Here is a 26,644-nt window from a genome sequence, read left to right as displayed (position 1 = left end):
GCTTTCATTAACAAAAAACGAATATGTGCATTGACTTAAGAGTTGCGCACGCTATTGTCCTGTTCGCGGGGCCACTAATTTTCATAAGTTAGACCGTAATCGGCAAAGTGGACGTATTTACTTGAGTGAAAATTTCGCAAATTTGGGGCTGAGCACAGCTGTTACCAACGCTGTTGTTGACGCAGGCTACACAACCCCAACAGACATTCAGCAAAAAGCTATTCCGCATATTCTCGAAAAACGAGATGTGGTTGGCATTGCACAAACTGGCACCGGCAAAACAGCATCGTTTGTTTTGCCCATGCTTACCTTGCTTGAAAAAGGTCGGGCGCGCGCACGAATGCCGCGAACGCTAATTTTGGAACCGACACGAGAGTTGGCAGCACAGGTTCACGAAAACTTCGAAAAATACGGCAAAAACCACAAGCTAACCGTTGCATTGCTTATCGGTGGCGTATCGTTTGAAGAACAGAATAAAAAGCTAGACCGTGGCGCAGATGTTCTTATCGCGACACCCGGTCGCCTAATCGATCACTTTGAACGCGGACGTCTTTTGATGACCGGCGTTGATATTTTTGTCATTGATGAAGCAGATCGCATGCTTGATATGGGATTCATCCCAGACATTGAGCGCATATCCTCTTTGCTGCCAAAACGCCGCCAAACGTTGTTCTTCTCTGCAACAATGCCTGACGAAGTGGCAAGGCTCACCCATAAGTTCTTGGACAACCCTGTTGCGCTGGAAAGTGCTCGTCAAAACTCCACGGCAGACACAATTACTCAAAGTGTTTTGAAAGTCGGCAGCAAGCCGTTTGAAAAACGTGCTGCCTTGCGCGATCAAATTGATCAAGCAAAAGACCTCAAAAACGCGATCATATTTTGCAATCGAAAACGTGACATTGCGACACTTGAGCGGTCTTTAGTTAAGCACGGATATGACGCGGGCGCGTTGCATGGAGACATGGATCAAAAAGCGCGAACGGATACGCTAGCCAGTTTCAAGGCCAACAAGCTTAAGCTTCTTGTTGCAAGTGATGTTGCTGCCCGCGGCCTAGATATCCCAGATGTCAGCCACGTCTTTAACTTTGATGTGCCAACACATGCTGAAGATTATGTGCATCGCATCGGGCGTACAGGTCGCGCTGGCCGAGATGGCACCGCAATTACGCTTGTTGCAAAAGCTGACGGCAAATATCTCGACGCAATTGAAAAACTTATTCAAAAGAAACTAGATTTGGCCCAAGGCGCGCAAACAGCCGCACCTGTAGAAACTAAAAAACCAAATCAAGAAAAATCAGAACGCAAGAAGTCTGAGCAAAATAGGTCAGCACGCGCAAAATCGAATTCGGATACGAAAACCGAAACAAAAAAACCTCAGAACAACACAAATGTTCAAAAATTTGCGTCATCTGACAACAAACAAGTCAACTCGCGCTCAAACCACAATCAGACACAAAAGAACAAACAGGATGCGGTCCCATTCGGTCAGTCAGATCAAGTACCTGCCTTCCTTCTTCGCCCAGTCAGGCAAGCTAGTTAAACAAAGTCTTAACCTAAAATTTATCGTTTTGGGTGGATAAATAGAGCGTAAATTCGAAAGAATCGACTCGCGTGCCTGAGTCGAATAGTGGGTGGAGCCTAGTCGCAAATGCTTGTATCTGAGCATGATTATCAGCGGACGTTAGAATATTCCTTCTCTGCATTGGGAATGTTAAAACGGGCCAAGATTCCCCCCTATCCTCATTTCTATGAGCTTTGCTACACATATGCGTCCGGAATCAATGAGCAATTGAACGAGCGCTTGAACATGCTGTTGGGTAACGACAGTGTGCTTTCAATGGAAGATGTGTTGCTGGTTTATCGCGAGTTTTTCGATAACCCATCCGATCTAGAATCGCATTTGACATCTGTTAGCCAAGAGATGTCTTCAAAAATTGACGCCGTTAATCGCGCGATGGATGAAGCCATTGGCACCGCCGAAGTATATTCGGGCTCTCTTGACCATGCCAGTGAGCGCCTTTCCGGCGACATGGATGCTGAAAGTCTAAAGCGACTTGCGACCAAGTTGCAGACTGAAACCAAAATCATGCAGGATGCCAATCAGAATCTAGAAGAGAAGCTAAAAGTTTCTCAGCAAGATATTTCTAGCCTGAAGCGCGATTTGGACACGGCACGTCGCGAGACAATGCTTGATCCGCTTACGAAAATCGCCAATCGAAAAAGCTTTGACCAACGCTTGAAGCAAGAGATGGAAACCTTTGAAAAAGAAGGCAAACCATTCAGCCTCCTGATGATGGACATCGACCATTTTAAAGCGTTCAACGACAATTATGGCCACCAGACTGGCGACCAAGTGCTTCGTCTCGTGGCGATGACACTCAAGTCAAACGTCAAGGGCCGCGATCATGCCTCGCGCTATGGCGGTGAAGAGTTTGCAGCGATCTTGCCGGACACAGATGTTCGTGGTGCTCGCCTGATTGCTGAAAAAGTGCGCAAGGCCGTGCACGCAAAAGAATTGCTGAAACGTTCGACGAACGAGAAGCTTGGCAGGATTACAATTTCAATCGGTGCTGCGCAGTCTCACAAAGACGAAAACCTGCATGAGCTCATTGAGCGTGCCGATGCATGCCTTTATACGGCAAAGCGCAACGGCCGAAATCGCGTCATCTGCGAAACAGACGAAGAATTCCGCGACTCAAAAGTTGCCTAAGCAACTTCCTCATTAAATCTGAATTGAATTTAGTCTGAGCGCTTAAGCGTCAGTTGCGGCACGCGCTTTTGCGAGCTCTTTCAAGTCAGCTGGTTCCAACATAACGCTTTCACCACAACCACACGCCCCGGTTTGATTGGGATTTTCGAATGTGAATTCTGACTTCAGGATGTCCTCTTTATAGTCCATCTCAGTGCCCAGAAGAAACAATGTTGCCTTTGGATCGATATAAACATCGACCCCGTGTTCGGCAACATGGTCGTCCCCGGAAACAGGTTCGCTAACATAATCAAGGGTATAAGCCATGCCCGCACAGCCAGCATTCTTCACACCGACCCGAACCGCTTTGACGTCATCATCACCCGATTGTCCAAGGATCTGCTTAACTTGATCTGCAGCTTTTTCCGTAATCGAGAGAATTTTCATCACATTACCACCAGTTTAGAGCAACTTTTGCTTCGTCTGACATGCGGTCTGGACCCCATGGTGGTTCAAACACCATGTTCACGGCCACATCTTGCACGCCTTCAACGGTTCTCACCGCATTTTCTACCCATATTGGCATTTCGCCAGCAACGGGGCACCCAGGTGCGGTCAATGTCATATCCACTGTGACATTGCGATTATCATCAAGGTCAACCTTATAGATAAGACCCAATTCATAAATATCAACCGGGATCTCAGGATCATAGATTGTCTTCAAGGCACCAACGATATTATCAGTAAATCGTGAAATTTCTGCTTCACCAAGCGTACTATCGATAGAGATATCCGCTGCGTTGACCGCAACTTCGCTATCGTCTTCTTGGTTCTGTGTCATATCTTCACTCATCATCGTGTTCCTTTAAGCGAAAAATTTTTGCGCTTTTTCAATTGCTTCAACCAATGTGTCCACATCATCTTTGCCATTATAAACGCCAAATGACGCCCGACAGGTTGAGGTAACACCAAACCGCTTCAACAATGGTTGCGCACAATGGGTACCAGCCCGAACAGCAACCCCGTAACGGTCCAGAATGGTGCTCAAATCATGTGCATGAACACCTTCAATCGCGAAGGAGAATATAGCACCTTTGCCCGGTGCATCGCCAATCAATCGCAAAGAATTGATTTTCATTAGCTGCTCGCGCGCGTAGGCACCGACATCTGCTTCATGGGTTTTGATGTTTTCGCGGCCAATTTCATTGATGTAATCAAGTGCTGCACCCAGACCAATGGCTTGGACAATTGGTGGCGTACCGGCTTCAAACCGATGCGGTGGCTCATTATATGTGACATCATCTAACATCACGTCACTGATCATTTCACCGCCACCCATAAAGGGCTGCATACCGCGCAACAGTTCAGCCTTACCGTACAAAACACCAATGCCGGTTGGCCCATATAGCTTGTGCCCGGTCATAATGTAGAAGTCGGCGTCCAAATCTTGCACATCAACAACTTGATGTACCGCAGCTTGGCTGCCATCAACAATCACAGGAATGCCCCACGCATGGGCAATTTTGCAGACCTCTTTGATCGGAACCACGGTGCCCATCACGTTGGACATATGGGTAATCGCCACAATCTTGGTTTTGTCGCTGAGTTCAGCTTCAAACAGATCCAGGTCAAAACTACCGTCGTCTAATACATCAACCCATTTCAGCACCGCACCTTTGCGTTCGCGATGGAAATGCCACGGCACGATATTTGAGTGATGCTCCATTTTGGTGATGACAATTTCATCGCCCTCACCAATTTGCGGACCGACAAAGCTTTGCGCCACCAAATTGAGCGCTTCTGTTGCAGAGCGCGTAAACACAATCTCATCGACTGATGGTGCGTTGATATAGGAACGACAGGTCTCGCGCGCTGCTTCAAACGCTTCTGTGGCACGGTTGGAGAGCGTATGTAACCCACGATGCACATTGGCATATTCGTGGGTGTAGGCATGCATAAGCCGGTCTAAAACCTGCTGCGGTTTTTGCGCCGATGCACCACTATCCAAATAAACCAGACGGTTGCCGTGAATCTCTTCCTTTAGAATCGGAAAATCGGCACGCACGCGTTCCAAATCAAACATAAGGCGTTAGGCCTCTTCCAGGTCCTGAAGCCACGCATCAATTCGCGTCTCAAGCTGGTCAACAACTGCTTCAACTTCAATGGGTTCAAACATTTCAGCAAGAAACGCGCGAATGAGCATCGCTTTTGCTTCTTTGCGCGGAATGCCCCGGCTCATCAGATAGAACAGCGAATTTTCATCCAACTCACCGCATGTTGCACCATGGGCACAGATCACGTCATCAGCAAAAATTTCAAGCTCTGGCTTCACCAAAACCTGACCGACTTCAGAAAGGATCAAGCCTTGGCTCATCATTTGCGCATCGGTCTTTTGCGCATCCTTGGCCACAACAATCTTGCCTTGGAATACAGCCTTGGCGCGGTCATGCACAACATGTTTGAACATCTCTGTGCTCGTGGTGTTGGGCACAACGTGATTGACGTTCAAGGTGATGTCAGCGTGCTGATTGCCAGCCAACAGGTTTAGGCCCGCAAAGTCCGCGTGTGCGCCGCCACCAGCAAAGTCTGCCGTCACAACTGTTCGGCTAAGCTGCGCTTCAGAATGCTGAACAAATGTGCGCAACAATGCATCCGTTTCCAAACGGTAGCGGTTTTGCGCGAAATGCCGCGTTTCAGCCGAATTGCCGTCCAACTGCAAGTGGGTAAATGTAGCGCCCTCGCCCAGTTCAACTTCGGTCGTTGCCAGGCGCATGTGCGCACCGTTTGAAGCATTAAAGCTTTCAACCAATGTCGCCTTCACACCGTCCGCTATGCGCACAACAACCTTATCTGCATTGATTGCGGCATCACCATCGATGATGCGGTCAATATGCAAGACCTGATCAATATCGCTATCAATTTGAACTACAACCACATCACCGGCCAGAGCTTCGCTCATCAAAACAACAGCATCATCACCCGACGCTTCATTGTCGCTGATGGCGACTTCAACCCCTTCGACATCGAAATCACCGGCCAAGCGGCCATTGACGATCTCAATGCGTGACGTGCCATCAAGTGAGGAACGATTTGCTTCTTCACCATCATTATCACCCGCAAGTGCACTCGGCACTTCGCGCAAAAGCGATTTCAGGTCTGTGTAATGATAGGCTTCGATACGGCGCGTTGGCAGGCCAAGCGCTTCGAAACTAGATGCAGCCTCTTCTTGCCCGCGGGCCAGAAGATGCGCCTTAAGCGTTTCTTCCGCACCACTTAGTGTTTTTGTTTGATCACTCATGAGATTAAACCCGCCTTATGCCGCTTCGCCGTCAAAACCAGCATAACCTTTGCTCTCAAGCTCAAGTGCCAATTCACGATCGCCACTTTCAACAATGCGGCCGTCAGAGAACACATGAACACGATCAGGTACAATGTGGTTCAGCAAACGTTGATAGTGCGTAATCACCAGCATTGAGCGGTTTTCAGAACGCAAATGATTGACGCCTTCTGAAACGATTTTCAGCGCATCGATATCAAGACCAGAGTCCGTTTCGTCCAAAACGCAAAGCGACGGCTGCATAAGCGCCATTTGCAAAATCTCAGCGCGTTTCTTTTCGCCACCAGAAAAGCCGACATTTAGCGGGCGTCGTAGCATGTCTTGTTTGATTTCAAGCTTGGCAGAGGCTTCTTTCACCATCTTCATGAAATCAGGGATTTTCATCTCTTCTTCGTCGCGTGATTTACGCTGGGCATTCAACGCCGCTTTCAAAAATGTCATTGTTGCAACGCCAGGAATTTCAATCGGATATTGAAACGCCAAAAACAGGCCAGCAGCGGCGCGTTCATCCGCGCCCATTTCAAGCAAGTCTTCGCCATGGAACAAGATTTGACCTTGCGTCACTTCGTAGCCGTCTTTGCCCGCAAGCACATAAGAAAGCGTCGATTTGCCTGAACCGTTGCGGCCCATGATCGCGTGCACTTCGCCCGCTGGCAAAGTCAGGTTCACGCCTTTGAGGATCTCTTTGTCTTCTTCCTCAACCTTTACGTGCAAATCTTTGATTTCAAGAATTGGCGTTGTCATTTCATCGTCCTTCAATTTAGGTCGCATCCCATCGACCAAACTCTGTTGCCCATCGGGCATTGTTCATCTCGCAGCATTTGCTGCACTAAATTTTTGTTTCACCAAACGAAATAAGCAACGGCCCAAACGAGACCTGTTGCAATTACGCCGGCGATTAAACCAATTTGCCTGTACATTTCGGGTTCGTCTTTTTTCACACGCCCAGCCACCAGCCAGCCCATGCCCACACCTACTGCCAATGCAAAAAGAAACTCTGCCATTTACCCAACGCTGCCTTCTAGGCTAATGCCGATCAGCTTTTGACTTTCCGCCATAAACTCCATTGGCAAGTGCTGCAGCACATCGCGCACAAAACCGTTCACGATCAAAGCAACTGCTTCTTCCTCGTTTAGGCCACGCTGCTGACAATAAAACATTTGATCGTCAGAAATTTTCGACGTTGTCGCTTCATGCTCAAACACAGCTGTTGGATTTTTGCTTTCAATATAGGGCACCGTGTGGGCTCCGCATTTATCGCCAATCAGCAAACTATCGCACTGGGTAAAGTTTCGCGCGCCAGTCGCTTTCGCATGCGCTGAAACTTGACCGCGATAGGTGTTCTGTGACACCCCAGCAGAAATACCTTTGGAAATGATCCGGCTAGATGTGTTCTTGCCCAAATGGATCATCTTTGTGCCACTATCCACTTGCTGATGACCGTTGGAAACAGCAATTGAGTAAAACTCACCAACTGAATTGTCACCGCGAAGGATGCAGCTTGGATATTTCCACGTTACAGCGGAACCGGTTTCAACCTGTGTCCAAGAAATTTTTGAGTTCTTCCCGCGGCAATCGCCGCGCTTTGTCACAAAGTTGTAAATACCGCCCTTGCCGTCCTTGTCGCCGGGGTACCAGTTTTGAACGGTGGAATATTTGATTTCCGCGTCATCCAACGCAACCAGCTCTACCACTGCAGCGTGCAATTGGTTTTCGTCACGCATTGGTGCGGTACAGCCCTCAAGATAGCTCACATAGGAGCCCTCTTCAGCGATGATCAATGTCCGCTCAAATTGGCCAGTATTCTCTTGGTTGATCCGAAAATAAGTCGACAATTCCATCGGGCAACGAACGCCTTTTGGAATATAAACAAATGATCCGTCAGAAAACACCGCCGCGTTAAGCGTGGCGTAGAAATTGTCGGTGGCTGGAACAACGGTACCAAGATATTTACGTACGAGTTCCGGATGTTCTTTTAGCGCTTCTGAGATAGAGCAGAAAATTACGCCGTGCTTTTCTAGTTCCTCACGGAATGTCGTTACAACAGAAACACTGTCAAAAACAGCGTCAACAGCAATCCGTGCACCTTCAACGCCAGCCAATGCTGCGTGTTCTTGCAGTGGAATGCCAAGTTTTTTATACGTTTCAAGCAATTCAGGATCGACTTCATCCAGGCTTTTCGGCCCTGGTGTCGATTTTGGAGCGGCGTAATAATATAGATCTTGGAAGTCGATCTCTGGGTAATTCACCCGTGCCCAATCAGGCTCTTCCATTTTCTGCCAACGACGAAACGCATCAAGACGCATTTCAAGCATCCATTCTGGCTCGTCCTTTTTGGCTGAAATAAAGCGTACAATATCTTCGTTCAGGCCCTTTGGCGCCATGTCCATTTCGATATCGGTTTTGAACCCATATTTATATTTATCGACGTCAATCTCTTTGACGTGATCGATTGTTTCTTGAACCGCTACCATTTTATGCTCCTAAACGCTTCCCAATCTCTTACGCAGCTGCGCCGCGATCCGATTGGTGGCGGGAAACTATTTTTTTAGTTACCGCCAAAAATCTCTCAATATCATCCCTTGTGGAGTTCCACCCCACGCTCAACCGCAACGCACAATCCGCAAGGGCATCATCAACTCCCATTGCGCTCAATACATGTGATCGAGAAACCTTACCTGACGAGCAAGCTGAACCTGCCGAAAGAGAAACATTTTCAAGATCATAATTGATCATGCTAATGTTGTTCTTTAATGTTGGCACAGCAAAACAAAGTGCAGTACCTGTCCTGTTTACGTCCGCACCAAAGATGGTTGCTTCCGGCGCTATTTTCAACAGTTCAGCCTGCGCCAAGTCGACTAATTTTAATTCGCGCAAATCGTCAAATCTCTTGTGTACATCGACACATGCGGCGCCAAACCCGGCAATAAGCGATGCGCTTTCTGTTCCGCCGCGACGGCCCTGCTCTTGCCCGCCACCGGGGATCAATTTCGCGCCATCCATCGCCGGCTTCACAATCAGTGCACCAACGCCGACCGGGCCGCCAATCTTATGGGCAGAAACCGCCATCGCGTCGACCCTTGATGGATCGAAGAAAAACTGAACTTTGCCAAATCCCTGCGCCGCATCCAAAATCAACAAGTGATTGGTATCCAGCACAAGCGACTCAATATCCGCAATTGGCTGTATGACTGCGGTTTCGTTATTCACTTGCTGAACAACGATCATCAAACGTTGATCCGCTTCGCCAGCCTCTGCCACTAAACGGGCCAACTCTTCCAAATCATATTGGCCATTGGGCAGCATTGAGATTGACTGGGTGTCAACGTCACAAGATTGCACCGCGCGTATCACCGCCATATGTTCTCCCGCACCGTAAAGGATGCGCGACACATCCCCAGACTTTACACCGCCAACAATCGCTTGCGTCAGTGCTTCTGTTGCAGAGCCGGTGAAAATCACCCGCCCGCGGGCCGTTCCTGCAGCTAATGCTACTTTATCGCGTGCATCTTCAATTGCAGCGCGTAGTTTGCGCCCGCTGGCATGAACAGACGATGGATTGCCAACAATATCCAACATATCAAGCATGGCTTCGCGCGCTGCGGGAAGCAGCGGTGCGGACGCATGATGGTCAAGATATGTGGTTTTATTGGTCATTTATCGAATTTCATTCACTCAGTTTGCCAATTTATCCAATCAGTTCTTGAAATTTGAGCACCTAAATAGGTAAAAGGATCGCTCAAGTTCGCAAGAATGGGACGAAAAACTAGTTTTGAATAATTCTAAACTGGTTTTTTGCCCTCACGTTTTAGGAAGCACGCAACCATTCGTCAACCTTTTTCGCCGCCACTCACATGTTCGTTTGATCGATCTGGCAGCAACAAGGCATTGAAGAGTTAAAAGCGCGAGAAAAGGTCAAGTTTATGCCTGAAGTCTTTTTCAATGGCCCATCCGGTCGTCTAGAAGGTCGTTACCAGCCGTCCAAGGAGCCCAACGCGCCCGTTGCCATTCTGTTGCACCCGCACCCAGAGTTCGGCGGCACAATGAACAACCAGATCATTTATCACATGTTCTATATGTTCGTGGAGCGCGGTTTTTCTGTACTTCGCTTTAACTCACGTGGTGTTGGTCGCTCACAAGGCGCATTCGACCATGGCTTGGGCGAATTGTCAGACGCAGCGGCGGCCTTGGATTGGCTACAAACACTGAACAAAGAAAGCCCGGGCGTTTGGATCGCTGGTTTCTCATTTGGTGCTTGGATTGGCATGCAGCTTTTGATGCGCCGTCCTGAGGTTGAAGGCTTCATTTCAGTTGCGCCACCAGAAAATCTATATGACTTCTCGTTCTTGGCCCCTTGCCCTTCATCTGGCTTGATCATCCATGGTGAGAACGACCGTGTTGCACCACCAGAATCAGTTCAAAAGCTGGTCGATAAGTTGCAAACACAAAAAGGCATCACCATCGAACAGCAGATCGTTGAAGGCGCGAACCACTTCTTTGAAGACAAAATCGAAGATCTCGTAGAACGCACCGCTGAATACCTAGATCGCCGACGCGCAGATATCGCATCCGGCGGCGGCCGTTAGTTAAATACACAAAGAAAAATAATTGGGGTAAATCCCAAAGGAAAAGCCTATGACTTACAAATCCGACTTCTTGAACACGCTCGAGAGCCGTGGTTTTTTGTATCAGCTTTCTGATGCACAAGGCCTGGACGCAAAATTGTGTGAAGGTCCGGTAACAGGTTATATTGGCTTTGACGCAACGGCGAAAAGTTTGCACGTGGGCAACCTCGTGCAGATCATGTGCCTATATTGGCTTCAAAAAACCGGCAACAAACCAATCGTCCTTATGGGCGGTGGCACATCCATGGTGGGCGACCCTTCTGGCAAAGAAGAAACCCGTCAAATCATGACGCCGCAAATTATTGAAGAAAATAAAGCCAGCATTCGCGGCATTTACGACAACATCCTAGAGTTTGGCGACGGCCCAACCGATGCGCAAATGCTCGACAATGCCGAATGGCTGATGAAACTCAACTATGTTGAATTTTTGCGCGAAGTCGGCAGCAAGATTTCTGTCAATCAAATGCTTGCCCGCGACTCAGTCAAGCAACGTTTGGAACGCGAACAATCACTTAGCTTCCTCGAATTCAACTATATGATTCTTCAGGGCTATGATTTCGCTGAAATCAATAAGCGCTACGGCTGCACCCTGCAAATGGGTGGCTCCGACCAGTGGGGCAACATTCTCTCTGGTGTTGAACTCACTCGTCGTCTTAACGGCAATGAGGCATTCGCTGTCACCACGCCACTGATCACCAAGTCGGATGGCTCGAAGATGGGTAAATCCGTTTCTGGCGCGGTTTGGCTGCGTGCAGACATGTACTCGGTCTATGACTATTGGCAGTTTTGGCGCAATACAGGCGACGCAGACGTCACGAAATTCGCGCGCATGTTCACCACCATGCCGCTTGATGAAATTGCCAAATGGGAAGGCCTAGAGGGCGGCGAAATGAACGAGGTCAAAAAAATCTTGGCCACCGCCGCCACAGCATTGGTTCACGGACAGGATGCCGCCAACGCTGCTGCTGAAACTGCCCGCCAAACCTTTGAAGAAGGCGCAATCGACCTTTCTTTGCCAAGTGTTGTGATTTCAAAATCTGATTTGAACGTGGGTATCGGCATTCTTAATGCAGCAGTCCTTTCAGGGCTGGCAGGCTCGAATGGCGAAGCACGTCGGATGATTAAATCTGGTGCCCTAAAGCTGAATGACAAAAAGGTTGAAGACGAGCGCTCAACCATTTCTGATGCTGATCTTCTACCCGAAGGCGTCATCAAAATATCTTCAGGTAAAAAACGTCACATTTTGCTGCAGCCTGAATAGAGCAAAAAGAACTCGGTAGCTGAACAATTTCTTACGGGGCCACAGGCCCCGTATTAGTTGCTGCCCTCGTCAACTGCCTCAAGTGCCTTCTTGGCCTGCAAGTCGCCGCCCTGGGCGCGGAACTCGAATATTTGGCGGAATACGCCGGGCGCCAGAATGGAAGCGGGGTTGATGGAGAATTTGGGATTATCCAATTCACCGCGCACTGCGAAAGTTACACCCAATAGACCCTCGCCATCTCGACCGCCCAAAATCCTGCCGAGTAATGGTAGTTTTTGGAAAATGTTATTGAGACCAAACAGTGGAATATAAGTTCCTACCAAGTCATAGCGCCTTTGATCAGTGTATATCGCGCCCCGCATAGTGCCGCCAATCGATCCACCATCTAGCGATGCTTCATTTACAGTGATGACTTCGCCGGAACGTTCAAATCGCACTTGACCCCGTTTAAAATTCACACGGTTTTCTCGCTGAATTAAACTACGACTATCTCGGTGATTGCCCATCACTTGCGCAACTTTGTCCTCATCAACCAAGGAAAAATCGTTCAGAACGAACTCGCCCGAATTCTCATATTTATCTGAAGCCACCCGAAGGACTAAACTGCCATCACCATTCAATAGACGCGAATACATGCCAATGAAGCGAAGCAAGGTGCCTAGATCATTTGAAGCGGCTGACATTAATCGCCCATCGGGTACTGGATTGGTGGCGATGGAAACAACTTTTGCGTTCCCTAACGACGCTTGCAGGTCGACGCGGATAAAATCAGCGCCTTTAAAGACCAAGTGCGCATCAACGCTATAGGCCGTGGTTTTATAGAACCCAAGTGCCCGGTCCAATTTAACTTCAATATCAATAATTTGCTGTTCGGCGTTCGATGTCGCTTGCGTGCTCGCATCTTCGCCCAAACCAAGAAAACGTTTCAGCATTGGCTTGAGATCTAGTTGCTCGCCCACAACCTTAACCGCGAAGCCACCCTTAATCGGCTCCATCGAAACACTGGCTTTATCGCCTTCGTTCAACACCAGATCAACAATGTTGGCCGATTGCAGGCCATCAACCATATCGTAGATGAGACTGCCCGCGACACGCACGTTGCCGAATCGCAAGTCAACAGTTTGCGCATCAATAAGCGTTTGATCCAACAGCAATGTCGCGTTCAACTGTCCTTTGACGCCTTTGTTCTTTTTCAACCCCAACTCAGCAAATTGCAATTGCGCGTCAGTAAGGTCTACAGCGACCTGAATGGTTTCGCCCGATGGTCTGCCAACAAACCGCAGCGGACCCTTTACGAACTGGCTTAAGTCGATGCCAAGTTCCTTGCGATCTTCCTCAGTTAAAGTCGCACTTGCCGTAATAGTCGGGTTGGCGCCATCGCTTGAAACCACCAATAGGTCTGCACCAATTCCATCAACTGTGGCACTGCCGGCAACACGATATCCGGCTTGTGATGCGGTAAATTTGACCTGCCCACCGCTGACTGTTCGCCCTTCAATTGGGAATTTGGATGCAAAGTCGCTGACCGAACCATTTAGCGTATAATCAAGGCCCTTAGGCTTGCCGCCTTCATCCTGCGAGATCGTCGCAATAACTTGCACATCTGCGGTACCTGTTAGATCTTGTGGGCGATATTCGACTTCAAAATCTTCCAACAGGTTGAGCGGCTCTTTATTGGCAATCGAAACAAGTGTGGAAATTGCGCCCTTCAGCTGTCCAGAAATTTCAAACAGCTGTTCTTTTGCTCCGCTATCGCGGTTGAGATATGCAGCGTTTTCTATAACGACTTCACCGCTTTCATTCCGAACCAATGCTTTGTCAAACCCCATCACCAAATGATGATCTTTGACCGAAATGTTTGTGGTGCCGTCAATTTCAATGGTCGGAAAACCGGGCAACGGCACTAACTTCACGCCTTTGGCCGTGCCTTCAATGGATACCCCGCCGTCAGGGATGCGGCGGTCTTCGCCAGGCTTACCAACGGTGCCCACCGGAAAATTGAACCGCATTTTGGCTTCTTCAATTCGCCCGCCGAAGACGTTCTCCACAAACCACTCTCTAGCTTCGGTCGCCAAAAAGTATGGCCAAATTCTTTTTAGGTCATCCGCCGTCGCGCCTTTGCCAAACAGCGAGATATCAAACCCAAGGCCTTTTTGAAGGACGTCAATGCGTCCCTGTCCAGCTAACTCGATCTGGTCGTCAGTGAACAAAAGACGATCAATGCCCGTGGCGCCATACAAGGGTGCCGACCAACCCGAAATTGTTATTTCGTCGATAACGTTTTCAGGCACATCTAAATCGTTGGGCTGTAAATATGTGTCACGAAACCGAAGGGCGTAACTAACGGTTGGGCCAAACTGATCATCCCGACCAAGCAAAAACTCACCGTCCAGTAATGTTGATGATTGACCAATTTTGATGGCATATGGCGCAAGTACATATTTGGCATCCTGCGGGAACCATTCCACGCTCGCCGCCTTGGCTTCAATATCAAAGAAGTCTTGTTCGATTGCCGCCTGCGCCTTGGAAATATCCATCTCAAAGGCCCCATGCACCACGCCGACCTCGGTGAATTGGAGATCAAATGTCATGTCAGTGCCGCCTTTGAGCGCGAACACCCCATCCTGATCATCCAAGAACGGTAGGATCAGTGCCAGATCCAAATTCTCATATTGGCCTTTGATGCTGCGTTTGTCGTCTTCACGGGCCGACCAAACCAATTCGCCAAATGTCCGCCGGCCACTTGTCGAAAAGGCGATATCCATTTGAACGTCCTGCCCGAACGGCTCCATTCGCATATCAACATCGTCAAGACGACGGTAAAGTTGGTAGATCCGATCAACCAGCTCAACATTCGCGCCCTCAATCTTGACGGCGCGAAAAGAAACCGATTGGGATTTGGAGGCAAATGCCGAAAATGCTTGCTCAAGCGACTCAATGCCTTCAATCGCCCACGCATTGTCAGACCTAATTTTGGCTTGCTTTTGTTGCCCATCAGCCGCCGAAATCACACCATCATTCGTTACGCGAATTTTTTGTGTATCTTCACCGTCCGTCTGCAGCCGGATCAGGGGTTGCTCAGATTGGGCATCATCATCCATTTCAATATGGGCGAGGCGAATTCCGTTATAGTCTTGCACCAACTGAATATTTGGCTTTTCGACTAAAACCTCCAAAGTTGGACTGCCCACAAACATTGCCGGCGTAAACCAGCTAAACTTGACTGAAGAACTGTTGAACTTAGCACCGCTGCCAATGTTAAGCACGGAAACGTCATTTAGCTGGAGCGTCGGCATCCAGCCATCCCTCAGACGTATGCCACTCTTCTTGTAGGAGAGCTGAAACTCCTTGGCAGGAAATTGCGCGGCAAACTGATCCTGAATGACACGATCAACAAATGGCATGCTCATTGGCGCGACAATCAACCGAACAATAAATGCGGCCAGCAGAAGCAACACAAGAGCAGGCCACATATATCGATGTCGACGCCAAAATGGCCTATATTTGCTGTTATCCGTTTGTGTCATTTAGCCCGCAATGAACGCGTTTCCCCAACCCATTGATAATCAATTGCCAACCTTGATCACAAGCGCCAACTCTAGCTTGAAAAAGAGACGGTTCTAAGGCACTGATAACAAACATTAATATTTCCACACTCTCACTGCGCAAAGGCCGCTTAATTATGGATGAACTACGCACAGGCAACCCTGCCCCGCAATTCGAACTACCTACCGATTCGCACGGCACGTTCTCACTCGCCGATTACCGCGGCAAAAATGTGGTTTTGTTCTTTTATCCCAAAGACGATACCAGCGGGTGCACGATCGAGAACATAGACTTCTCGGGTCTTCTTTCAGAATTTGAAGCCCTCAACACAGTGGTGATCGGCGTTTCAGCAGATAGCATCAAGCGGCATGAAAACTTCCGCAAGAAACATGAACTCAGCGTAATCTTGGGTTCGGATCCAGAAAAAACTGTCATTGAGCAATATGGCGTGTGGGTGGAGAAAAAGATGTATGGCAAAACCCATTTCGGTATTGAGCGGGCTACATTCCTGATTGACGAGAACGGAAATCTTTCAAACATTTGGCGAAAAGTCCGAGCAAAAGAACATGCCAATGCTGTGCTGGACTTCGTGAAGGCCGCGCAGAACTAATGCCTAATTTTAACTTGTTCGATGGTGCTGTGGCCGTTGTCGCAGAGCCTAACTTGGACAAAAAAACCGGGCTTGCCTTAAAGCTTGGAAAGGACTGGTTCCACCGGCGTATTTCGAAGGGGCGAATGAACGCCGCGGCTTTGCCGGATACGCCCGGAAGGCCCGAAAAGCCAATCCTTCTTTCGCCCCACAAAATGCCCAAACGCAATCTAAGCACGCCCGAAGGACGTCGCGCGCATATTCATGCGTTGGCGCATATTGAATTAAGTGCCATTGATTTAACTTGGGATTTGATCGCCCGATCATGTGGCACAAATCTACCGCTTTCCTATTTCGACAACTGGGTGCAGGTGGGCATGGAAGAAGCAAAGCACTTCCGTCTCCTTGACAACCGCCTAACTGAAATCGGTATTAACTATGGCGACTTGCCCGCCCATGATGGCCTTTGGCAATCTTGTGCTGAAACCGCCCATGATCTACTGGCCCGATTGGCAATAATCCCATTGGTGCTTGAAGCGCGTGGGTTAGACATCACCCCGCCAATGATTGAACGAACAATTGGCCATGGCGACATGGCAACCGCAAAAATCCTAGAGACAATCTACAATGACGAAAAGCGGCATGTGGCGTTCGGGTCAAAATGGTTCCGCTATATGTGTGACAAAGAACATAAGAAACCCGTTGAGACATTTCAAAATCTCGTTCGAAACCATTTCCGTGGCGCTTTGAAACCGCCATTCAACGACAAGGCACGCAGTGCTGCAGGCCTCACGCCTCAGTTCTATAAGCCTCTATCGTCCATAATCGGCTGACTTTTCTCCATTTGTTAACCATGCTCGTTCATGATCAGCAAAATCTAAGTTGATCGAAACAATGAGTAGTCTGTGCGTAGCTTTGGAACCCAGAATGGGGCAAAAACATCCACTTCTCTAACGAAGACCTTTTTGAACGGCAGGTTCAAAAATGCTTGGATTTACGGACTTGTTACGATCCTGTTCTCGTCCAATATCTTCCTTGGGATTGCGCTATATAAGTCGCCCAAAATTGCAGATGCCCTCTCCGCTAAATCGACCCTACAAATTGCGGCCTATGAAAATAGAATCGCTCATTTGCGCACCGAACTCGACCGATTGCATTCCCGCCAATTCGCGAAATCTGGCGACATCAATCTCCAATTGCAGGATTTGGCAGCACAGCAAGAACTACTTTTGGAACAGCATGACTACGTTAAGTCTTTGGCTGAAAAAGCAAAATCGATGGGCATTGACGTTGCATCCGCACCAAGCAGTGCCATTCGAACGTCAAAGCGAGGAGCAACGAACACAACTTCCGCTTCAGATATCGCCAGCGTTTCGCAGAACATTATTGATATGCAGAATGAGAGTTTGGCAGCCCTTAGCGCCATCGCAATATCTGCTGATGAACGCACGAACTTGATCACCAAAGAACTGAAGCGCGCGGGCCTCTCTATCGCGTCAAAAAGCGCGACAGGTGGCCCCTTCATCCCCGCTCGGCCCGGTTTTGAACCATCGGACCATATCCACGCGGCCAACTCCGCGATGTCAGCCCTGTCACGTCTTCAAAATGCAAAAGACGTAATCAAGTCTGCCCCAATATTCCGACCACTTCCCTATGCGAACAAATATAGTTCGCGTTTTGGGAATCGACGGGACCCGTTTACCGGCAAATCAGCATTTCATTCCGGACTAGATTTTCGTGCTTCAAGTGGCACAAAAATTCGCGCGATTGGTGTCGGCAATGTCACATTTGCCGGACGTAAGGGCGGATATGGCAATGTGGTAGAAGTTACCCATCCAAATGGTCTGGTGTCGCGATATGCGCATATGTCGAAGATCAAAGTGAGTGTGGGTAAGAAAGTTAGCGCCAACACAACATTGGGACTGGTCGGCTCTACTGGCCGCAGCACAGGCCCTCACCTCCATTTGGAGGTGCGACGCAACGACAAACCGATCAATCCAGAACGGTTCATCGTTGCAGGCAATAAATTATCCAAATTTTTGAACTAGGGCCTCGTCCAAAACTCTATTCGTCGTCCGACTTGCCAACACGCAGCGCCAACGCCGCTTCCATAAATTGGTCTAGATCGCCATCAAGCACATCGGAAGGCTGGGTGCTTTCAACATTCGTGCGCAAGTCTTTGACCATCTGGTAGGGCTGCAATACGTACGAACGAATTTGATGCCCCCAACCAATTTCAGACTTTTGTGCACTTTCAGCGTTGGCAGCTTCTTCGCGCTTTTGCAATTCGGCCTCATACAGGCGGGCACGCAACATCTGCCAGGCCGTTGCTTTGTTCTTGTGCTGCGAGCGGTCATTTTGACATTGCACCACAATCCCAGTTTCTAAGTGGGTGATGCGCACGGCACTATCCGTTGTGTTGACGTGCTGGCCACCTGCGCCCGATGCGCGATAGGTGTCGATCCGTACTTCACTCTCGGCGACTTCGATGTCGATCGTGTCGTCAATAACCGGATAGACCCAAATTGAGGAGAAACTCGTGTGGCGACGTGCTTGGGAATCATAGGGCGAAATACGCACTAACCTGTGCACACCGCTTTCTGTTTTCAGCCAACCATAGGAGTTGAGGCCCTTAACCAGCAAAGTTGCAGACTTAATGCCTGCTTCTTCACCGTCATGCATTTCCATGACTTCAACTTTACGACCACTGCGTTCAGACCATCTTGTGTACATGCGCAAAAGCATGTTGGCCCAGTCTTGGCTTTCTGTTCCGCCAGCGCCTGCGTGCACTTCGATATAGCAATCATTCGCATCCGCTTCGCCCGACAGCAATGTTTCAACCTGCATACGATCAGTTTGGACTTTCAATGAAATCAGCGCTTTCTCAGCCTCTGTGACGACCTCTTGATCGTCTTCCATTTCGCCCAATTCAATCAGATCGATATTGTCCGTCAGCGTCGCCTGTAGCTCAGCAATTGCATTAATCTGGCCTTCTAGGGCCGTCCGGTCGCGCATGACCGCCTGTGCCTTTTCAGTATTGTTCCAAAGATCAGGATCTTCTGCCTGTTGATTTAGTTCATCCAGGCGAGATTGGGCTGTATCCCAGTCAAAGATGCCTCCTTAGCAAGCCCATGGCCTGCTCGATCTCATCGACGACTGTTTGAATTTCTGCGCGCATACGTACTTCTAAACTCTTGCTAAAATTGGTAATTTAGGTTTAGCGGGTTCATGCGTTTGCCGCAAGGCTCACACCATCACCCCAAATTTGTTACAAACAGCTTAGATCAGAACAGTCCGCCGCGTCCCGCGTTGAAGTCTTGGCTGGTGCCGCCTTCAAGCTCTTCGAACACTTCAGAATCAATGCCGATAACCGACGTGATAAGGTTTGGCCCTGTGCCCGGCTTAAACGCTTCAACAATCGCGCCTTCGCCACCCGAGACTTTAACGCCTGTTTTCGGATCAATCCAAATTGGGGTCATTCCACCCGGAATATTGAAAGGTGTTGGTGGCTTGCCAGCAAGCGCTTCTTTCATAAAGGCCGTAAAGATTGGGGCAGCTAATTCGCCGCCTGTTGCTGCACGTCCCATGTTCTTGGGCGTGTCATAACCGACATAAACGCCAACAGCCATTTCTGGGGTAAAGCCAACAAACCACGCGTCTTTATAATCGTTTGAGGTGCCTGTTTTACCCGCAACAGGGCGACCAACTGCGCGCACCCGTGCGCCTGTGCCGCGCTTAATCACACCTTCCATCATCGACGTGATTTGATAGGCGGTCATCGGATCCAGCACTTGCTCACGCGTATCAATGACCAAAGGCTCTGCCTGATTTTGCCACTCGCCGGCCTCACAGCCATCACAAATCCGCTCATCATGCTTGAATACAGTCTTGCCATATCGGTCCTGCACGCGGTCAATCAGTGTTGGGTTGATCTTGCGGCCACCATTGGCGATTGTGGCATATGCAGCAGTCATCCGCAGCACACTCGTTTCCCCGGCACCAAGCGCCATGGCCAAATATGGTGGCAGATTATCGTGAATGCCGAACAGACGAGAATATTCAGAAACAAGGGGCATGCCGATATCTTGCGCCAAGCGAACAGTCATAACATTACGTGAACGTTCAATGCCGCGCCGCAACGTTTGCGGTCCGTAATACTGAACGGAGTAGTTTTCCGGACGATAAGTTGAACCGTCTGTATTCTTGATCTCTAACGGTGCGTCGAGCACCACAGATGCTGGCGTGTAACCATTGTCCAACGCGGCCGCATATACGAACGGTTTGAACGACGAACCCGGCTGACGTTGCGCCTGCGTTGCGCGGTTAAATTCAGAACTCGCAAATGAGAACCCACCAACAAGCGCCAACACGCGCCCGGTACGTGGATCCATTGCAACTAACCCGCCTTCGACCTCAGGCGGTTGGCGCATTTGGAATATGCCTTCTTCGCCTGGCACAGGCTCAACATAGATCACGTCGCCGATATTGAGAACTTGCGAAAGCGGCTTTGAAATCCATTTTTGTTGCTTACCCGGCAATTGACCAGTTTCGCGCTCTGGATTTGCACGATTTTGCAGATCTTTGCCTGGATGTAGACCAACAACCGCAGAATTTTGCCCCAGTTCAATCACAACACCTAGCCGCCATTCAGGTACGTCAGCTAATGGGCTTATTTTTGCAAGGTCATCACCCCAATCTTCGTCAATCTCGATGGAAGCAACGGGACCGCGATATCCTTTTTTCTGGTCGAAACTAACAAGACCGTCCATCAAGGCTTTACGCGCATATTTTTGCAATTGCGGTTCCATGGTCGTTCGAACAGAAAGACCGCCACCATAGAGTTGATCATCACCATAAATGCGCGACAAGCGACGGCGAACTTCTTCCGCGAAATATTCAGCGGAGAAAATTTGCGAGCCAGATGTGCGTGGGAAAACGTTCAACGGCTCTTTTTTCGCCGCCTCACCTTCAGCTGCCTTAATATATCCTTCTTCCACCATGCGATCAATCACATAGTTTCGACGTGCAATCGCAGCTTCTGGTTTGCGAATTGGATGATAGTTGGCAGGACCTTTGGGAAGCGCCGCAATGTATGCGGCCTCTGCAATGGTCAATTCATATAAGGCTTTATCGAAATAGTTCAGAGCCGCCGCCGAGATACCGTAGGAATTGAAGCCAAGGAAAATCTCATTGAGGTACAACTCCATAATCTTATCTTTGGAAAATGTCTGCTCAATGCGGATCGCGAGCAACATCTCCTTGATTTTACGGTCCCAAGTTTGATCAAGCGTCAGCAAAAAGTTTCGCGCAACCTGTTGCGTGATGGTCGATGCACCTACCAAAGGTCCAGATGTCCCATCAATCTTTTTCTGCACATTATCGCGCAATGCCCGCACGATACCGTCAAGCGCAAGGCCGCCGTGAGAATAGAAATTCTTATCTTCGACGGAGATAAACGCTTGCACTACAAGTGGTGGCACCGTCTCGATGGGTTGGAACAGACGCCGCTCACGGGCATACTCGCCCAGCAATGTACCGTCAGCCGCGTGTACCCGCGTGGTCACCGGAGGCTGATAGTCTTTTAGAACGGTATAATCTGGCAAATCTTGCGATAGGTTCCATAGAAAAATGCCGACGCCGCCAAGCACCACAAAGCCCATGAAAACGCCAAACCCAAATAGCCAACCTAAAAATCGTAGCATCTTGCTGTTATTTCCCGATCACAAACCCCAATCTGCAGTTCTAACCGGCTAACCCGATTTTTCGGGCATTCCCGACTGATCCACAAATGGCAATTTGTTTAGTGCAAATTTCAAACTCATCCGATAGTCGCTTCATGAGACCAGAATATGGCAAAAACGACATGTTTTATTCAAGTGGAGCGCTTTAATCACGGTTGGACGCTAACGTCAAAATATTTGGCAATGCCGCGCGCCAGCGTCACCGCAGCTTTTTGCTGCCATTCAGCTTGCGAAAGATTGGTCAAATCTTCCCGATTTGACAAAAATCCCAATTCAATCAAAACGGAAGGCACTTCTGGTGCCTGCAACACGAAAAAATCCGCTTGTCGCAAGGGGTGCGGACGCATTGGTATCGCGGCATTCATTTGTCCAACAAGTTGCTGTGCTGCAACATAAGATTGCCGCCGGGTCTCACGGCGCATGAGATCCACCAAAATATCAACAACGCGTTCATTGTCCGATGGGGGGTTGAAGCCGGCCACCAGATCAACTTGGTTTTCTGTATCCGCCAGCACCTTATCCAGCACGTCCGTTGCAGTTTCGTCTCTTGTATAGACACTCCCACCGCGAACGAATGGTTGATCAAATGAATCGGCATGGAGCGAAACAAATAGGTTCGCCTGATTGTCCCGTGCCAATTGCACGCGCTCATTAAGCGTCAGGAAAGTGTCGCCATCCCGGGTCAAAGCGACATCAAATCGATTGAGAGCCGACAGTTCTGACTGCAGGCGCTTGGCCACTTGCAAAACAATGTCTTTTTCGAACTGACCCGTTTCACCTTTTGCCCCCATATCGATGCCACCGTGCCCCGGATCGATTAGGATGAGCGGTCTAATTGCGGCGTCCAGTGCCTCAACCGGCGCAGCAGGTCCGTCCACTGGTGAAGCTGACGCTTCTTCTATGGCCTTTGCATTTGCTTGCGCCTGTGCCTCTTCTGCTTTTATGGCGGCAACAGCTTGATCAAAAATTTCGCGTGTACCCGGCGCCAATTCAACAACCAACCTTGCGGGCTGTCCACCATCGGCCGGTGTGAGCTTGATGTCGCCTACCTGAACTGGTTGATTTAGAAAGATCACCGCACGGGCAATGTTGTCGTCCAACATGCCCAAACTCATTTTTTGAACGAGACCTGTCGCATCCAGTGAGTTCGGCGCAGCGGTGGCAAGCCCTTGCACTTCAAACTCGATGATGAGGCGGTCTGGCTGATCGATTGGAAACGTCGAATAGGCGACCTCGCCTGTCAAATCGAAGACAATTCTGTTGCGTTCAGGCGCCGAAGCGATCCGCGCGTCCAGAATTTGGATGTCATTTGTTAGTGCTGCTGGCGTCTCTTCTTGCGCCAACCCAACAAAGCCAAACAAAATACTGAATATCAGCGTCAAAATTGCGCTGACATATCCCCAATGCCGCATAGGCACCTCGCTAACTGTTTCTCACTGTATAAATGATTCTCTATTTGGGGCGTATGGTTCCTCAAATTGAATGCGACGCGGATGTGTATAATTTTGAAAAGTGCCAAATTCCGGGCAAACGCCGATTTCTCGCGCTGGCTCACAAACATATTTGTTGCTTATTTTGCATTTCGAACGTACACCAAAATTGTGGACTGGCGTGTTTTGCCCAACCAATTGTCGCTTTTAAGCCCCAATTGTTGATGTAGGCGCCGATCAACCCAACATAGCAGCGACGAAATTAGGCGCTGACGGGAAGAAAGTTCACTTGAGAATGATGAATTCGGCCGAATGGCCCGCTCTTAATTTTGGACATTGTTTCAAAAACATAGGGCAAAGTGAAAGAAATTGTGATGAGGCATCTCAATCAAACAGGTGAACGCACGCTCAGCGCGCGATGGCCCATGTTTGCGTGCCACTCAATTTCCCCAAACAATCGCCCCGCCGCTAACTCCGGCCGTGGCTTCAAAATGGAATACATCCCGGTGCGCACTGGCAGTCAGACACTTTTTGGTGATTTGAGACGCAGAAGCGCGCGGCGATGTGGAGTAATAATACATGGCAACAAGAAAAATGCTGGTGGATGCAATCCACCCGGAAGAAACACGAGTAGTAGTAACTAGCGGATCTCGTCTAGACGAATTTGATTTTGAAAGCGCCGCAAGACGGCAATTACGAGGCAACATTTACCTCGCTAAAGTGACCAGAGTAGAGCCTTCACTACAGGCTGCCTTTGTCGATTATGGCGGAAATCGCCACGGTTTTCTTGCGTTCTCTGAAATTCACCCAGACTATTATCAAATCCCACAAGCTGATCGCGACGCGCTTTTGGCTGAAGAGGAAGCGGAAGAAGCCGAAAGTGCTCAGTCCGATGCAGAAGACCTTTCCGCTGCCGATCAACCAAGTATCTTGGATGTTGAAGAGCCAGCGCCAGAACCTGATACGCCAGCTGCAGATGATGAGGAAACCACTCAAGCAGCTGTTGTGGAAACAGAAACTGTTGCTAGTGAGCCGGTAGTAGAAGAGACACCTGCACAAGAAGCCGAACCTGCCGACGAAAAATCACAAGACGACGCTGAAAATAACGCCAGCGACAGTAATGAAGACGAAAGCAGTGCCTCAAGCGAAGATGACGGCGTTGACGAAGTTGGCGCTGAAGACGCAATGGAAGAAGTTCCCCAGCGTCGTCGCAAGAAAAAGGCCAAGGTCTACAAAATTCAAGAAGTCATCAAGCGCCGTCAGGTCTTGTTGGTTCAAGTTGTAAAAGAAGAGCGCGGCAATAAAGGCGCAGCACTAACGACATATCTATCGCTTGCAGGTCGCTATTCGGTTCTTATGCCGAACACAGCCCGCGGTGGCGGTATTTCGCGCAAAATCACCAACGCTGCTGACCGCAAGCGGCTTAAGCAGGTTGCCAGTGAATTGGACGTGCAAAAAGGCATGGGCGTTATTCTGCGCACAGCCGGTGCAAGCCGCACAAAGGCAGAAGTCAAACGCGACTTTGAATATCTTTTGCGCCTTTGGGAAAATGTACGCAGCCTGACTTTAGAGTCCACGGCCCCTTGCTTGGTCTATGAAGAAGGCAGCTTGATCAAGCGCTCCATTCGTGACCTCTACAATAAAGAGATTTCTGAAGTTCAAGTGTCGGGCGAAGACGCATATCGTGAAGCAAAAGACTTCATGCGTATGATTATGCCGTCCCACGCAAAGAACGTTCAGCCTTACCGCGAAGAACAGCCGATTTTCTCCCGTCACGGTGTAGAAGAGCAACTCGATTCGATGTTCTCCCCTCAAGTGACCCTGCCCTCAGGCGGTTACTTGGTGATCAACCCGACCGAAGCGCTTGTTTCAGTTGATGTTAACTCGGGCAAAGCAACCAAAGAACACAACATTGAAGACACAGCCCTTCAAACTAACCTTGAAGCGGCCGCAGAATTGGCCCGCCAATTGCGCTTGCGTGATATGGCTGGGCTAGTCGTTATCGATTTCATCGATATGGAAGAGAAACGCAACATTCGTGCGGTTGAACGCAAGCTTAAGGATAGTTTGAAATCTGATCGCGCCCGCATTCAAGTGGGTCGCATCTCGCATTTCGGTCTATTGGAAATGTCACGCCAACGCATCCGTTTTGGCGTGCTGGAAAGTTCAACCATCACCTGCCCCGTTTGCACAGGTACTGGTCTTGTGCGTTCAGTCGACAGCTTGGCCTTGATGGTTATGCGCGCGATTGAAAATCAGGTTATGCGCAAGCAAGGCCAATCGATCAACGTCAAAGTTCCAAGCGAAGTTGCACTATATCTGCTGAACGCAAAACGCAGCCAATTGCTGAACCTCGAGCACCGCTTCGGGTTGGCGATTGCAATCACCGCAGACAATCATTTGCTTGGCGATCAATTTACGATCGAAAAAGGCGACCCATACGATACGAGCGAAATCCGCCAGTCAAATCACGTCAAAGTAGATTCAGCACCGATTGCAGCGCCAATCGTTGAAGAAAACGATGCTGACGTTGAAAAAGACGAAGATGAGAACGAAGAGCGTCAAGAAGAGAAGTCCAGCCGACGTCGCGGTAAGCGCAGACGTCGTGGGGGCCGAGATCGCGACAACAATAATTCAGAAAACAAAACGGACGAAGCCAAGGCTGAGAATGCTGAAACCAAGTCTGAAGACAATAATGATGAAGATGGTGACGACGATCAGCCGAAGAAGCGCCGTCGTCGCGGTCGCCGTGGCGGCCGTCGCAATCGTCGCGTTCAAGACGGTGACGTTCAAGCAAACGAGAACGAAACTTCTGATCAAAGCAAATCTCAAGATGCGGCATCCGGCGATGCACCATCTGGTGACGCACCGTCTCAGGATGCGCCCATGGATGTGCAAGCCGCTGCTGCAATTGAAGCATCAAGCGTAGCTTCGGATGCAACGGGTTCAGAAACTGATGGCGAAACGCCATCAGAAGATAAGCCTAAAAAACGCGCTCGACGCCCACGTAAAAAGAAATCTGATGACGCGCAAAGCACAGAGGTAAGCGCAAGCGCTGAAGACGCCCAAACTGAAGCTGACAAACCAGCAGAAGAAAAACCGAAGCGTCGTCGTGGCCGCAAACCTAAATCAGAAAGCACTGCTCAGGATAAAGCAGCTACCGATACGCCTAGCGCTGAAAGCGCAGCGCCTAAAGTTGAAACAGCCAAGGCTGCTAAGACCGAACCAGCTCCTGCAGAAGCAGAAAGCAATCCACGTCCAGAACGCGCTGAAAAGAAACTGCCCGAAGAAGGCATAATTGTTACGTCTTCATCGCCAACCGCAGATGACAAAAAAGCAGAAGAACCTACCAAGAAAGTCAAAAAAGGCTGGTGGCAGCGTAATTTCTTAGGCTCTGATTGAGCGGAGTAGCGTTTAGAAATCTAA

General features: G+C 49.3%; 20 protein-coding genes. 8 read left to right on the top strand and 12 right to left on the bottom strand.

Translation table 11 applies throughout. The features are described from left to right. The first annotated feature begins 121 nt into the window (after positions 1 to 121). Positions 122 to 1,540 (top strand): DEAD/DEAH box helicase, encoded by a 1,419-nt coding sequence (locus AC2D8L_RS04200; RefSeq protein WP_484684192.1) that lies wholly within the window; start codon positions 122 to 124, stop codon positions 1,538 to 1,540. 108 nt (positions 1,541 to 1,648) lie between these two features. Next, positions 1,649 to 2,710 (top strand): GGDEF domain-containing protein, encoded by a 1,062-nt coding sequence (locus tag AC2D8L_RS04195; RefSeq protein WP_484684191.1) that lies wholly within the window; start codon positions 1,649 to 1,651, stop codon positions 2,708 to 2,710. Between the two features lie 42 nt (positions 2,711 to 2,752). On the opposite strand, the gene AC2D8L_RS04190 is transcribed toward AC2D8L_RS04195, so the two are convergent. The 8 genes from AC2D8L_RS04190 to AC2D8L_RS04155 all read right to left on the bottom strand — a co-directional run bounded on the left by AC2D8L_RS04190 (position 2,753) and on the right by AC2D8L_RS04155 (position 9,683). After that, the gene (locus AC2D8L_RS04190; protein WP_484684190.1) at positions 2,753 to 3,136 is read right to left on the bottom strand and encodes a HesB/IscA family protein; all 384 of its coding nucleotides are present in this window, start codon (positions 3,134 to 3,136) and stop codon (positions 2,753 to 2,755) included. Positions 3,137 to 3,140: 4 nt separating this feature from the next. Then, positions 3,141 to 3,530 carry an SUF system Fe-S cluster assembly protein gene (locus AC2D8L_RS04185; protein ID WP_484685149.1) on the bottom strand — a complete coding sequence of 130 codons (390 nt, stop codon included), beginning with the start codon at positions 3,528 to 3,530 and terminating at the stop codon, positions 3,141 to 3,143. Positions 3,531 to 3,554: 24 nt separating this feature from the next. Next, complete coding sequence (locus AC2D8L_RS04180; RefSeq protein WP_484684189.1) at positions 3,555 to 4,772, bottom strand: cysteine desulfurase; 1,218 nt, start codon at positions 4,770 to 4,772, stop codon at positions 3,555 to 3,557. A 6-nt stretch (positions 4,773 to 4,778) separates the two neighbouring features. After that, positions 4,779 to 5,987: a Fe-S cluster assembly protein SufD gene (gene sufD, locus AC2D8L_RS04175; RefSeq protein WP_484684188.1), complete on the bottom strand. Its 1,209-nt coding sequence runs from the start codon at positions 5,985 to 5,987 to the stop codon at positions 4,779 to 4,781. Positions 5,988 to 6,002: 15 nt separating this feature from the next. After that, positions 6,003 to 6,758: a Fe-S cluster assembly ATPase SufC gene (gene sufC / locus AC2D8L_RS04170; RefSeq protein ID WP_484685148.1), complete on the bottom strand. Its 756-nt coding sequence runs from the start codon at positions 6,756 to 6,758 to the stop codon at positions 6,003 to 6,005. Positions 6,759 to 6,868: 110 nt separating this feature from the next. Then, a complete protein-coding gene (locus AC2D8L_RS04165; protein ID WP_484684187.1) occupies positions 6,869 to 7,030 on the bottom strand; it encodes a hypothetical protein in 162 nt (53 codons plus the stop codon). Beyond that, a complete protein-coding gene (sufB, locus tag AC2D8L_RS04160) occupies positions 7,031 to 8,500 on the bottom strand; it encodes a Fe-S cluster assembly protein SufB (RefSeq protein ID WP_484684186.1) in 1,470 nt (489 codons plus the stop codon). Between the two features lie 28 nt (positions 8,501 to 8,528). Continuing rightward, positions 8,529 to 9,683 (bottom strand): cysteine desulfurase family protein, encoded by a 1,155-nt coding sequence (locus AC2D8L_RS04155; protein WP_484684185.1) that lies wholly within the window; start codon positions 9,681 to 9,683, stop codon positions 8,529 to 8,531. A gap of 266 nt (positions 9,684 to 9,949) precedes the next feature. Between AC2D8L_RS04155 and AC2D8L_RS04150 the strand changes: the two genes are divergently transcribed. Beyond that, positions 9,950 to 10,612 carry an alpha/beta hydrolase gene (locus AC2D8L_RS04150; protein WP_484684184.1) on the top strand — a complete coding sequence of 221 codons (663 nt, stop codon included), beginning with the start codon at positions 9,950 to 9,952 and terminating at the stop codon, positions 10,610 to 10,612. 49 nt (positions 10,613 to 10,661) lie between these two features. Further along, positions 10,662 to 11,912, top strand: coding sequence for a tyrosine--tRNA ligase (gene tyrS, locus AC2D8L_RS04145; protein ID WP_484684183.1), 1,251 nt, complete (start codon positions 10,662 to 10,664; stop codon positions 11,910 to 11,912). Between the two features lie 53 nt (positions 11,913 to 11,965). On the opposite strand, the gene AC2D8L_RS04140 is transcribed toward tyrS, so the two are convergent. Next, the gene (locus tag AC2D8L_RS04140; protein ID WP_484684182.1) at positions 11,966 to 15,439 is read right to left on the bottom strand and encodes a hypothetical protein; all 3,474 of its coding nucleotides are present in this window, start codon (positions 15,437 to 15,439) and stop codon (positions 11,966 to 11,968) included. A 155-nt stretch (positions 15,440 to 15,594) separates the two neighbouring features. Between AC2D8L_RS04140 and bcp the strand changes: the two genes are divergently transcribed. From bcp to AC2D8L_RS04125, 3 genes are all read left to right on the top strand, one after another. Then, positions 15,595 to 16,068, top strand: coding sequence for a thioredoxin-dependent thiol peroxidase (gene bcp / locus AC2D8L_RS04135; protein ID WP_484684181.1), 474 nt, complete (start codon positions 15,595 to 15,597; stop codon positions 16,066 to 16,068). Further along, a complete protein-coding gene (locus tag AC2D8L_RS04130; RefSeq protein ID WP_484684180.1) occupies positions 16,068 to 16,880 on the top strand; it encodes a ferritin-like domain-containing protein in 813 nt (270 codons plus the stop codon). Before bcp ends, AC2D8L_RS04130 begins: the two co-directional genes overlap by 1 nt. Before the next feature lie 72 nt (positions 16,881 to 16,952). Then, a complete protein-coding gene (locus tag AC2D8L_RS04125; protein WP_484684179.1) occupies positions 16,953 to 18,095 on the top strand; it encodes a M23 family metallopeptidase in 1,143 nt (380 codons plus the stop codon). 16 nt (positions 18,096 to 18,111) lie between these two features. Here AC2D8L_RS04125 and prfB read toward each other — a convergent pair. The 3 genes from prfB to AC2D8L_RS04110 all read right to left on the bottom strand — a co-directional run bounded on the left by prfB (position 18,112) and on the right by AC2D8L_RS04110 (position 23,200). Next, positions 18,112 to 19,225, bottom strand: a protein-coding gene (gene prfB, locus AC2D8L_RS04120; RefSeq protein WP_484684178.1) for a peptide chain release factor 2 whose coding sequence is annotated in 2 segments (ribosomal slippage) — positions 18,112 to 19,155 and positions 19,157 to 19,225 — 1,113 coding nt in all. Because the reading frame shifts where the segments join, the coding sequence is not laid out codon by codon here. Positions 19,226 to 19,331: 106 nt separating this feature from the next. Beyond that, positions 19,332 to 21,749 (bottom strand): penicillin-binding protein 1A, encoded by a 2,418-nt coding sequence (locus AC2D8L_RS04115; protein ID WP_484684177.1) that lies wholly within the window; start codon positions 21,747 to 21,749, stop codon positions 19,332 to 19,334. 188 nt (positions 21,750 to 21,937) lie between these two features. Beyond that, complete coding sequence (locus AC2D8L_RS04110; RefSeq protein WP_484684176.1) at positions 21,938 to 23,200, bottom strand: N-acetylmuramoyl-L-alanine amidase; 1,263 nt, start codon at positions 23,198 to 23,200, stop codon at positions 21,938 to 21,940. A 597-nt stretch (positions 23,201 to 23,797) separates the two neighbouring features. Here AC2D8L_RS04110 and AC2D8L_RS04105 point away from each other — a divergent pair. Next, positions 23,798 to 26,620: an Rne/Rng family ribonuclease gene (locus AC2D8L_RS04105; RefSeq protein ID WP_484684175.1), complete on the top strand. Its 2,823-nt coding sequence runs from the start codon at positions 23,798 to 23,800 to the stop codon at positions 26,618 to 26,620. Positions 26,621 to 26,644 lie beyond the last annotated feature (24 nt).

The organism is Maritalea sp. YIW29 (assembly GCF_057219265.1).
The sequence above is the reverse complement of the archived record's forward strand: the minus strand, read 5'-3'. Positions and strand labels throughout refer to the sequence as shown.